The sequence below is a fragment of the Vibrio sp. 10N.261.55.A7 genome (assembly GCF_002877365.1).
Taxonomy (GTDB): domain Bacteria; phylum Pseudomonadota; class Gammaproteobacteria; order Enterobacterales; family Vibrionaceae; genus Vibrio.
In genome coordinates this window covers 1-11307 of sequence record NZ_MCWZ01000318.1, presented here as the reverse complement: position 1 = coordinate 11307, position 11307 = coordinate 1, and the positions used below count along the sequence as shown (strand labels likewise).

11 protein-coding genes are annotated in these 11307 nt (G+C 46.6%); 2 read left to right on the top strand and 9 right to left on the bottom strand.

Annotated features, from left to right (window positions below):
- Positions 1 to 476, top strand: a 476-nt coding sequence (locus tag BCU12_RS19965) for an MFS transporter (protein ID WP_133153902.1), incomplete at its 5' end; no start/stop codon positions are given.
- Positions 477 to 651: 175 nt separating this feature from the next.
- Here the strand turns inward: BCU12_RS19965 and BCU12_RS19960 are convergent.
- The 7 genes from BCU12_RS19960 to murQ all read right to left on the bottom strand — a co-directional run bounded on the left by BCU12_RS19960 (position 652) and on the right by murQ (position 8263).
- Positions 652 to 1569 carry a permease gene (locus BCU12_RS19960; protein ID WP_102406017.1) on the bottom strand — a complete coding sequence of 306 codons (918 nt, stop codon included), beginning with the start codon at positions 1567 to 1569 and terminating at the stop codon, positions 652 to 654.
- 261 nt (positions 1570 to 1830) lie between these two features.
- Complete coding sequence (locus tag BCU12_RS19955; RefSeq protein WP_102406015.1) at positions 1831 to 2619, bottom strand: arylamine N-acetyltransferase; 789 nt, start codon at positions 2617 to 2619, stop codon at positions 1831 to 1833.
- An 88-nt stretch (positions 2620 to 2707) separates the two neighbouring features.
- Positions 2708 to 2920 (bottom strand): hypothetical protein, encoded by a 213-nt coding sequence (locus tag BCU12_RS23550; protein WP_133153901.1) that lies wholly within the window; start codon positions 2918 to 2920, stop codon positions 2708 to 2710.
- A gap of 24 nt (positions 2921 to 2944) precedes the next feature.
- Positions 2945 to 3937: an OmpG family monomeric porin gene (locus tag BCU12_RS19945; protein ID WP_102406011.1), complete on the bottom strand. Its 993-nt coding sequence runs from the start codon at positions 3935 to 3937 to the stop codon at positions 2945 to 2947.
- Between the two features lie 21 nt (positions 3938 to 3958).
- Positions 3959 to 5854, bottom strand: a complete 1896-nt coding sequence (locus tag BCU12_RS19940; protein ID WP_102406009.1) for a glycoside hydrolase family 3 protein — start codon at positions 5852 to 5854, stop codon at positions 3959 to 3961.
- Positions 5855 to 5866: 12 nt separating this feature from the next.
- Complete coding sequence (murP, locus tag BCU12_RS19935) at positions 5867 to 7333, bottom strand: PTS N-acetylmuramic acid transporter subunit IIBC (RefSeq protein ID WP_102406007.1); 1467 nt, start codon at positions 7331 to 7333, stop codon at positions 5867 to 5869.
- A 27-nt stretch (positions 7334 to 7360) separates the two neighbouring features.
- Positions 7361 to 8263: an N-acetylmuramic acid 6-phosphate etherase gene (gene murQ, locus BCU12_RS19930; protein ID WP_102406005.1), complete on the bottom strand. Its 903-nt coding sequence runs from the start codon at positions 8261 to 8263 to the stop codon at positions 7361 to 7363.
- Positions 8264 to 8488: 225 nt separating this feature from the next.
- On the opposite strand from murQ, the gene BCU12_RS19925 reads away from it, so the two are divergent.
- The gene (locus BCU12_RS19925) at positions 8489 to 9340 is read left to right on the top strand and encodes an SIS domain-containing protein (protein WP_102406003.1); all 852 of its coding nucleotides are present in this window, start codon (positions 8489 to 8491) and stop codon (positions 9338 to 9340) included.
- A 143-nt stretch (positions 9341 to 9483) separates the two neighbouring features.
- On the opposite strand, the gene phnX is transcribed toward BCU12_RS19925, so the two are convergent.
- Positions 9484 to 10302, bottom strand: a complete 819-nt coding sequence (phnX, locus tag BCU12_RS19920; RefSeq protein WP_102406001.1) for a phosphonoacetaldehyde hydrolase — start codon at positions 10300 to 10302, stop codon at positions 9484 to 9486.
- A 104-nt stretch (positions 10303 to 10406) separates the two neighbouring features.
- On the bottom strand, positions 10407 to 11307 hold a 901-nt coding region (locus BCU12_RS19915), incomplete at its 5' end, for an aspartate aminotransferase family protein (RefSeq protein ID WP_102405999.1).

The window sequence follows — 11307 nt, the reverse complement described above, 5'->3', positions numbered from 1 at the left end:
TGAGCTGGCTAGGGTTATTGTTCGGAATGGCCGCCGCGTGTGAGATTCCGATTATGCTCGCCGCAGGGAAAATGGCGGAAAGAGTCGGCACGGTTAGGATCATGACTTTAGCAGTGTCGGCGGGTGCTCTCTTCTATCTCGTCATGCTCTCCAGCACCACTTTCTTCGCTATGTTGGCCGCTCAAATATTGAATGGGTTCTTTATTGGAATATGCGCGACTCTTGGCATGGTGGCCTTGCAAGATATGATGAAAGATCAACTCGGTACAGCCTCAACACTGTTTTCAAATATGCTGAATATCAGCGTACTGACCTCTAGCCTCGCCATTGGGGTGGTCGGTGAACTGTTTGATTATTACAGTGCGTTGTATTTCTGTTTTGGCGGTGTTGTGATTGCCGTTGGGTTACTTATCATCTTTGAATATCGAGAAAAGAAGAGCGCGAAAACTAATGGATTAGCGCTGGCAAACGAGTAAAGAACTCGAGATCAACACAACGAGATAGGTTCTTTTTACTGTCTCGTCTTAAACGACAATAAACTGAAAAGGCATACCATGGCGAGTAGACCGTGGTGTGCCTTTCTTTGTTTATGCTCAGTGTTTATGTTTAGAGTTTAAGTTCAGCGTATCTGTTCAACGCTTGCTATAAAGCCTAGAACAAGAACTGATACAAAAATCCTGCGCTGATGGCCATGCCGATAATCACGAATAGGAACGCGGCAATCATTTTGTTTTTGAATATCGACTTGAGCAAAATAACTTCCGTCAAACTTGCCCCTGCGCTACCAATGATCAACGCCATGACCGCACCAAGCCCCATCCCTTTTTCCGCCAGCGCCGCACTTAATGGAATCACCGCTTCTGCACGAATGTAGAGTGGAATGCCGATGACCGCTGCAAAAGGAATCGCAAGTGGATTGTCTTCACTGGCCACGCGTGCAACGAACTCCGTCGGCATAAAACCATAGATCATTGACCCTAGTGCAATACCGCCAATCAGGTAAGGAAGGACCTTTTTGAAATCGCTCCATGTGCTATTCCAAATCTTAACCCACTTGTTCACAGGCTTTGCTTTCGCGCCGCAAGAAGAGCCGCAACCTTTCGATTCTGGGGCAATGTACGCTTCTGGTTTGACGTATTTTTCAAAGCCAAGCTTCTCTAAGGTATAGCCTGCGATGACAGACACACCCATTGCGATCGTGAAGTAAAAAAGAGTCACTTTCAGCCCGAAGGTCACCGCAAATAAGCCAATGATAATTGGGTTCAATAGTGGGCTAGCAAATAGGAACACCATCATGGTGCCAAAGCCCGCTTTTGCTCGAAGCAATCCCTTTAGAAACGGAATGGTTGAGCACGAACAAAATGGGGTAATGGCCCCAAGGAAGCCCGCAATGATGTAACCCTTACCGTTTTTACCACTCAAGATACTTTGTATCTTAGCGGGTGGAATGTACTCCTGAAGTACGCCCACAAGGTAGCTAATAAGCAAGAACAAAATGGTTAGCTCGACAGCTAGGAAGGCAAACATTCCCAATGTGTCCATCACCATGTCTTGTGTAATATTCATAATTTATTTTCTCTATATTTCTAGAATGATGGAAATATACGCTTGACCCATGATGTCGTCAATATATTTCTATAAATATAGAAATATAGGTTGAGCACTGAATTTGACGAGGCTCGAGTTAGGGGGTAGGTCTATGCCATATCGACCAAATAATTGAAACAACAAGCAGAGGTTCTGCCTATTGAAGACATTGGTTCTTTAGATGATGATTAAAAGAGGTCACATTGGTTTTGAATGTTCCCAGTTACGCTTGAGAACACCTCACTACTCCGTCTTTCCAATGCCAAAGTGCTGTTCAAGTACCCGATTAACATCGCTTTCAGCAACGGTATTTTCTTCTCGGTTTTTATCTTGATCAGTTTTCACCAAGGTATTGCCACTAAGTGTAATGCGGCCTTCAGGGGTCCACTTTGACACGATACGATTTTGAACAAATTTAGAGTCAGGGGAGGTTTCGACAAAGTGACAGGCTGGTTTGAAGTCATCTCGGTCAACTGCTGATGGCTTGAATACATAGCGCTGAATCGTCTCTTCAATGGTGTCTTGCTCCGCAGCAGATGAAGTCGGCTGACAGAGAAGAATGAGGTGTTCGTCATCGTATTTTTCACAATGAAAGCGCATGCCTTCCGACAGCGATGAATCGCTGTTGTTAATGGCAAGTGGCTTGCCTAAATAGATACCATTTCCGACATCCATTAAATACTCGGTTCCGTCTAAAGCCACTATCACGGCCATGTGGTCATAATCCCATGCTTCACGCGGCTTTTTATCAGGCCACATTTGCGCGGCAATAATACGCGCATCGAACCCCATTTCTAATAGTGCATAACAAAATAGACTATTGAGCTCATAACAGACGCCACCTTGCTTGCGTTCAACGACCTTGTCGAATACGGCAAGCGGGTGGTAGTCGATCGGTACACGTTGTTGAATGGTTAGGTTTTCAAAGGGAACGTGAGTTAGAAACTGCTCCTGTAGGTGAGTCAGAGTTTCTAAGTTTTGAGACGGTGTCTGTTCAAACTGAATGCGATTCAAAAAAGCGTCTATGTTCATTTGTACTCCGAAAGAGGGGGATCAATAGGTTGATATCATCATAAAAGTTGAACCTAAGTTAAGGTAAAGTCTTTTACTCATTTATATCTCACTGCCAATGAGGAAGATAGTCAAATAAAGGCGTAGAGAGCATGAAAATCGAGAGTGCCGTTCGAGGAAGACGCGGAATAGCTTGGGCAGTCGCTGCTGGATCCATTGAAATAAATACAGGTATACAGTTCGTGTCGAAGAGAAAGCCGGTTAGAAAATTCAGTGACTTAAACAGAAAAACCGCAGACAGTGAACTGCGGTTTAGATTCATGAATATTGGCTTGGTGCTATTGTTTTACCACTTATATTTCCAACCTATTTGAGCAAGGTAGAATTTTTGGCTGTTATCTGGGCCGCTAGTTAGCCCCGCAGACTTAGACTTATCCCACTTTGTTTCTTCGTAAGCCATGCCAACCCACAAGGTTGATTTTGGGCTCAAATTGTAGTCAATGTTGAGACCCAAACGCAGACCATCATCGGTTTCATTGACGACGTTGTAGTTGTTTGAACTGTCGTAAATCTTTTCGTTGATGAAGTAACGGAAGTAAGGCATCACACTCCAATCGTCATTGATCTTCGTTGGGAAGTAACCACGAATCTGGTTCTGTTCCCAGTTCTTGTTTTGGTCGTTATCCCATGTCCAATCCGTGTACAGGTAAACTTTGGCCGTGAAGTTGTCGCTGTGTTTATACGCAAAACCATGCTCTGCTTCCCATTCGTAGTCGTTGTCGCCAGCGAAACGGTCGTAGTAGTAGAACGCATCCCAATACGAGAACGAGAGTTTATCGGTTATCTTAAATTCACCGCTTGGCATGACCCAAAATAAATTGTGGCTTCCGCGAGCGTCGGTACCCGATGCAGAATCGTTGGACTCTTTTCGATACGTTGCATTCAGGTTGAAGGTCACGTCTTCATTGCGAACGATGTTTCGAGTGGCCCCAATTTGCGCGCGATTTCTTTGGAAAGAGTGATCGGTTGTGTTGAGATCTTCGGTGATTGCACGTCGCGCGACTTTATGTTCAAGGAAGTAGCTCCACTTTGAATTCGGGCTATTGATGAACAGTTGTGCCACGGGCGTCAATTTGTCGATGATAGCGTTGCCATCAGCATCTCTGTGCCCTTCAAATTTTTCTAACTCCATATAGATGTTAGAGGCGACGTTCCATTCGGATGTAAAGTTCTGCGTTAGCTCTTCGGTCGAGGCCGACACGGTATTGTCTTCTTGGGCCATCACTAGGGTAGGTAAAAGCGCTGCTAATAAGGTAATGTTGGATTTAGAATTAAACATTTTATTGCTTCCAGATTATTATTATTTGTAGCTAACTGAGTGGCCGAATGGGTACAGAACGTCGCCGTTATCACCTTTAATTTCAACGGGTAACGAGCCTGTTGGAGCGTTCAGTGGTAGCTCTGTTTTCGGGTCTAAGAACAGAGTGCGAATACCTGAGCTAATGTTGGCTTCCAGTGAGTTACGATCATTGTTTGTGACATCGAAGCCGGTAATACCGTAGATGGCGATATTCGCTTTAACGTTGTCTACATGTGCAATGTCATACGGGTTGCGAGTAGAAACCATGACCAGTTTCTTACCTTCTGCGTTGGCAATATCGACCACTTTTTGCGCATCGATGGCATGACCAGTCAGGTTGTACGTCGACATAATGATGAGGTCTGATTTCGAAATCGTTTTGCGCAGTTCGTCAGCGTTCAGGTTATCTTCCAATAGCGGCGTTTTAATCTCGCTAATGAACATTGGGTGATTCCCTGTTTCTTGCTTCACGACATTTAAGTACTTTGACACGAGTGCATTTCGGCTGCCTTCATCTGAGATGACCAAGATATTGCTCACTGCACTTGGATCAATGGGAAGAACGTCGTTTTCATTTTCAATCAGAGTAATCGAAGCATCGGCGACCTGTTTCTCTTCCAATTTGTGCGCTTCCGAGCCAACGGTGTCGATGGCAAGTTGCTTGTCAGAGTCTTGATAAACGAGCCCCATTTCTAGCTTCTTCTTAATGACACGAGTGGCCGCTTCCTTCATTCGCTCATGGAACTCAGGATCGGTTTTCATTTTGTCTTCAAGCGAAGCAAACAGGCTGTCTAATTGTTTGATCTCTTCTTGGTTTGTAATTTGAAGAGGCATCAGAGCAATATCGGCACCTGCCACAAGAGAGGCGTGCACGGCATAGTTTCTATCGAAGTTGTCAGCGATCGCTCCCATGTCGAGCGCATCCGTCACAATGAGGCCATCAAAACCAATTTGGTCTCGCAAAATACCCGTAAGGATTGGCTTAGAGAAGGTGGCCGGAATCAACATCTCTTTGTCACTGAGTGTTGCCTTGATCATGGTGTCGTCAACGCTTGGTAAGGTCACGTGAGCCGACATGATGGAATCAGTACCGTGCTCGATAGCGTATTTGAACGGCGCTAAGTCAATGGCTTCCCACTCTTCGCGTGAATAGCTTACTTCTGGTAGATCGTAGTGCGAATCGACACTTACATTGCCGTGCCCTGGGAAGTGTTTTAAAGCACTAATGACTCCCGATTTATGAATGCCATCCATGTAGGCGGTAGACATTTCGTTGATGACATCGATATTGCTGCTGTATGAACGTACGCCGATAATTGGGTTGTTCTGGTTCACGTTGACATCAACCACTGGGCCAAAGTTATAGTTGATCCCCAGCGCCGCGAGTTCGTTACCGTGAATCTTTCCTGCCGTATACGCATTGTTAGCGTCACCCGAGGCGGCCAGTGCCATGTTGCCCGGCATTTCTGTCCCATTTTGCAGTCTCGTCACGTAACCGCCTTCTTGGTCGGTCGCGATCAGAAGCGGAAGATTGTTGCTGGCTGCTTGTAATGCATCTGTAAACTCAACGATTTGATTGGAGTTGATGAGGTTCTGGCGAAACAGAATTACGCCGCCAATGTGGTAATCGGTAATGATGCCGCTGATGTCTTCATTTACCCTAGTGACAGGCAGATCTTCGTCAGTGTAAGCGTCTTTTCCCCATGAGCGAAAATCCATCATTAATGTTTGACCGATTAGCTCTCGGTTATTCATCGTACCCACGATGCTTTCAGCGTATTTTTCAGGTTGCTGTTGGTACTGTTCTAGGTCTTGGTTACTGAATTTATTTATGCCACTCGAACAACCCACAGCAGACAATACTGCTGTACTCAAAATGATCTTATTTATATTCATTACTGCTTTTACCTAAGTTAAATCAACGTTTTTGGAACCGAACATATACGTCGCAAAGAAACCCACGACATACGAAATTAGAAGACCAATAACAAACACTGCCATCCCTGCAAAAATTCCGCTGCTAGAAGTCATTAATGGCACAGCGACAATGCCCGAAGGGCCAAACACTGTGTTTAAACCGACGGGCAATCCAAGGTAGGAAACCAGCCCGATGAAGAACCCGCCTGCCGCGCCACCGACACAGGCCGTGACAAATGGCTTAACCCTTGGGAGGGTGACGCCATAAATGAGCGGCTCACCGATACCCAGTAAACCCGGTACAATCGCGCCTTTTACTTGCGTGCGGAGAAGGGAGTCTTTCTTCGCTTTAAAGTACAGCGCCATTGACGCACCGACTTGACCGCCACCCGCCATTGCTAAGATTGGGAATAGGGAGTTAAAACCTTGCGCTTCCATCAAAGCAAAATAGACGGGCACGAAGCCCTGGTGAATGCCAAAGACAACCGAGATGAGGAACAGACCAGCTAATAGCGCCGCACCAAATGGATTGTCATTGAGGTTGAGGAACAACCAAGACATGCCTTTAAACAACTCACCACCAATAGGCATGATGAATAAATAGGTGACCGCGCCCATAATGAGAAGAGTCACAACCGACGTGAGGATCATGTCGAGATCGTCAGGCATGTACATTCGAACTTGTCGTTCGACATGTGCACCTATAATGGTGGCCAGTAGCACGCCGATGATGTTGCCGCGAGGGTCGATAGAGAATCCAAAGAATTCGCTCATTCCTGAATAAACACCGGATGTTGCAGCAGGGTCGTAACCCAGAACAAACAGAGAAGCTAAAATCGCGCCGTTAACACCGGATCCCCCAAACGCTTGCTGAGCGTTGTAGCCAATCAAAATGCTCAAGAAGGCGAACAGACCCGTACCAAAGACTTTCATGTAAGCCACAAGATCGAGCATGGTTTGACTTGGGTCTTGATCCAAGACGTAGATTTGCTCAAGCAGTGTCGCGAAACCTAGCAGTAATCCAGCGGCGATAAAACCAGGGATTAATGGCGTGAAAATGGTCGCGAATTTGCTCAGAAACCGTTGAATGCCGCTGGTTTGCTTGCTTTTCATCTGCTTCTTTTGCTCAGCCGCAACCATGGATAGGTCGGCACCGTCGGTTGATGAACGGTCGGTCGATGAACGGTCAGAGCCGGTCGAACCATCAACCATCATGCTGTTCATCAGTTCAGAAGCTTGTTGCGCCTTTCCAGGACCGAGGATGATTTGAAGCTGTTCATCGCTCTCAACCACACCCAGTACGCCCGATGTCTTTTTGATGGTGTCTAAGTTTGCTTGATGCGTATCGACCAAGGCCAAACGTAATCGAGTCATGCAGTTGCCACATTTACTAATGTTGCCACTGCCACCGACGGCGACGAGCAAAGCTTTTATCATTGAAGGCGTTATTTTTGCCATAAGAATTACCCTTTATTCATGAGGTGCTTATTCGTTAACCAGCGCAGTGCGGATGAAGCCACCACTTTTCTCAAGACGTTGATACGCTTGTTCAGCCGTAATATCGGCAAGAATCATGAGAATGGCGGTCTTGCAGTTATGGTCACAGGCTTGCAAAGCTTGCTCGGCTCGTTCGCTAGCCACACCCGTTGCTTCTATAACAATGTTTATTTGGCGCTGTACCAATTTGGCGTTCGTCGCTTCGACATCGACCATCAAGTTTCCAAACACTTTCCCACTGCGAATCATTGCGCCACTGGTGAGCATATTGAGAACCAACTTCTGCGCTGTCCCTGCTTTCATTCTCGATGAACCGGTGACCACTTCAGGGCCGACAACCGGTGTGATCGCGATATCGGCTGAACGCACCATTGGCGATCCTGGGTTGCATGACACGGAAACCGTGGCGGCGCCGATGAATCGAGCATAAGAGAGCCCACCCAGCACATAGGGCGTTCGTCCGCTTGCGGCAATGCCCACAACAACGTCAGAGTCCGTTAGAGACAGTGACTTCAAATCTGCCTGAGCTAAGGTTGAGTCATCTTCAGCATTTTCGACCGCTTTGAGGATGGCTTGATGCCCGCCCGCGATGACGCCAATGACCTGGTCAGGGTTGGTTCCGTAGGTGGGTGGGCATTCACTGGCATCTAAAATACCTAAGCGGCCAGACGTGCCCGCGCCGATGTAGATGAGGCGTCCACCTCTTGCAAAAGCCTGAGTGATGGCATCAACCGCTTTGGCGACGTGAGGAAGAACCTCTTCAACCGCTAGGGCCACTCGTTGATCTTCTCTATTAATGACGGCTAGCATGTCTGCTGTTGATAGTGTATCTATGTCAGCACTTGCAGGGTTACGACTCTCTGTGACCAAATGGCTCAAATCAATCTTCATTACTTTTCTCTTACCAAATACAAACTGAGGGCGATGATAAGGAATAAAATATTCCAAGTGAGTGATGGGAATCACAATTGAAGTTATTCTAGAGGGGTGTTTAAAGTGGAATAATGGAGATAAAATTGAATTAAATACCGATAATTTGTCTATAAATAGCAATATAGGTGGGTTTGTTGTTATTCTTTGGTTGGAATAATTTATTCGAATTAATTGAGGTTTACCATGTCAGTCGTGAGTAAAGTAGTCGGTCGCCGTACACAACTTTCAGAAAATGCGAGAAAAATAGCGGATTGGGTAGCGAATAACATGGAGCAAGCGGCGTCGTTAACCAGCCAAGAGTTAGCGAAAGCGACCAATTCGAGCCAGTCTAGTGTCGTAAAATTCACTCAAAGAATTGGCTTCAAAGGGTTCAGTGAGTTCAAGCTTGCTCTAACCGAAGAGATAGGACGAAAGCACGCGAGTCACACTATCCCTCTGCATAGTAATATTCTTGCAGACGATCCCTTTTCGGTGATTTCACAAAAGCTCGTGAAAGAGAAAACGGATGCCATGATTCAAACAACGAATGCACTCTCTTTAGAAACGTGTGCAGAAGCCATTCGGTTGTTAGATGCCGCACACAGAGTGCAGGTCGTCGGTATTGGTGGCTCGGCACTGACGGCGAAGGAGTTCAGTTTCAAGCTCCTTAAACTCGGAATTACAGCGTTAACAGAGCAAGACAGCCATGTTCAGGTTGCCATCGCGCGAACCCTTAAACCTCAAGATGTCCAAGTGGTTATTTCGTTCTCAGGTGAGAGGAAAGAAGTCTTAGTGGCGGCAGAAACCGCGAAGGAGCAGGGCGTTAAGGTCATCGCTCTCACGTCACCGAGAAAGAGTAAACTTCGAAGCCTTGCAGACTTATCATTCGATACGATAGCGGATGAGAGCCAATACCGCAGTTCGTCGATTGCCTCGCGTACTGCTCAAAACATCATTACTGATTTGTTGTTCATTGCGCTCGTTCAGCACAGAGATGAATCTGCAAGGCAACTCATCGATGATATTAGTACTGATATAAACATGCTTTCTAAGTAGAGGTGTGCAATTTTTCTTCTTGCCTAGTAGGTAGAGTAAGGAAAGGAAAGGAAAGGAAAGGGAAGAGCTAATGCACCAGAGTGAATGATCGTTGCTCACTCTGGTGTTTAGACAATGTGCAGAGGCGTTGTGTAGAGAATGATTTATGGGCGCTCACCGGCTTGAATACGGCGCTCAATATCCGCCACTACCTTTGGCAGATCGCTGATAGTGTCGACAAGGTAATGCGGTGCAGACGCTGAAAATTTCTCAGCCGCTTGTGTACGAGCCATTTCTAGAGTCGTTTCGTCAGCGTTTTGAAACTCTTCTAATGTCAGCCCAGCTTCGTTGCCAGATAGCAATAGACCCACTGTCCACATCCCTGCATTATGGCCTTCAAAAATTCCTGGTGCAGAGTCGTCGACCTTGATGCACGATTTCACATCGGTCACTTCTAAATCAATCACATTTTTCAGCGCCATGTAGGGTGCCGGACGGCCACCTTGGGCAAGATCATCGGTTGCGACAATGGCATCAGGTTTATAGCCATAGTCTGCGGCGACAGGGCTTAACACATCCATGACTTCACGCGGGTAGCCAGAGCAAGAGCCAATCTTGATTCCTTGTGCTTTCAGATTGTTGACGACCTCGATTGCATTCAAAATCGGGGCGGCATGGTCGGCTACTTTTGCTTTTTGTAAAGGCATGAAAGCGGCATAGATGGTGTCTATATCGTCATTGTTCATTGGGCGGCCGAATTGTTTGGTCCAGCGAGCATTGACACTTTCTAGTAGACCAACCTGTTTGATGTGGTCCCATTTACCTAAGCCCATTGGGACTCGAGCTTCTTCTAGAGAAATATCGAAATCAAATCCTTGGCGAAAGGCTTCGACAAAAATGGTGGTGGGTGCGAATGATCCGAAATCGACGATGGTGCCGGCCCAGTCAAAAATGACCGCTTGAATTGGAGATGTTGTTGTCATAGTCATGCCTGTTTAAATTAAGTGTTGTTGGTTGTTAGGCTGCCATTCGAGATGTCGAATGCATCTTGTCAGCCTCAGCTAAATTCTTTAGTTAAATGTTTGCGTTAAGTAACTGAGTTAATTGGGTAGTCAAACTGCAAACTTACCGTTCGTATTGCTTCTTCAAAAATCGCAATGGCTTCTTCCAATTGCGCTCTTTCAATGATGAGCGGTGGGCTCAGTTGAATCACATTGCCTTGCGACACCTTAAAGCTAAGCCCATTATTTAGGCACTGATAAAGTACCGCTTCGGCTTCATCAAAGGCGCGAGTTTTAGATACCGGATCAGTGACCAGTTCAATGCCCCACAGCAAGCCAATACCGCGAACATCGCCGATAATCGGGTATGTCTCTTTCAGCTTGCTCAGTGTGGTTAGCATGTACTCACTATCGGCCTTGGTTTTTTCCAATAAGCCTTCGTTTTCGATGGCCTCCATACTGGCTAATGCCGCGGCGCAGCCAATTGGGCTTTTCTCATGGGTGTAGTGACCCATAGAAATGTATTCAGCCGTGTTGTATTTTTCTTTGGTTACCATGGCTGCGATAGGCACTAATCCACCGCCAAAGCCTTTGCCAATACACAGCATGTCAGGCTCAATATCGTAGGCTTGGTAAGTAAACCACTCACCGCTGCGACCCATGCCGTTGGGAATATCATCGATGATCAACATGACATTGTGTTTGTCACAGATTTCTCTAACGCGTTTCCAGTAGGCTTTGCTAGGCACCTGAACGTCGGTGTTACGCACGGCTTCTGCAATGAATGCGCCTATGCCGCCCTCTTTCTCAATCACGTATTCAAGGTAGTCTGCATAGTGAACGTCACTGCCATCGGCAGACGGCAGTGCTCCGCGATATGAAACGGCTGGTGGAATGCGTTCTACGCCCGCCATCAATGGCCCCATGCCTTGTCGAAAACACGCTTCACCCCCGACGGAAATGGCATCTAATGAAGCGCCGTGGAAC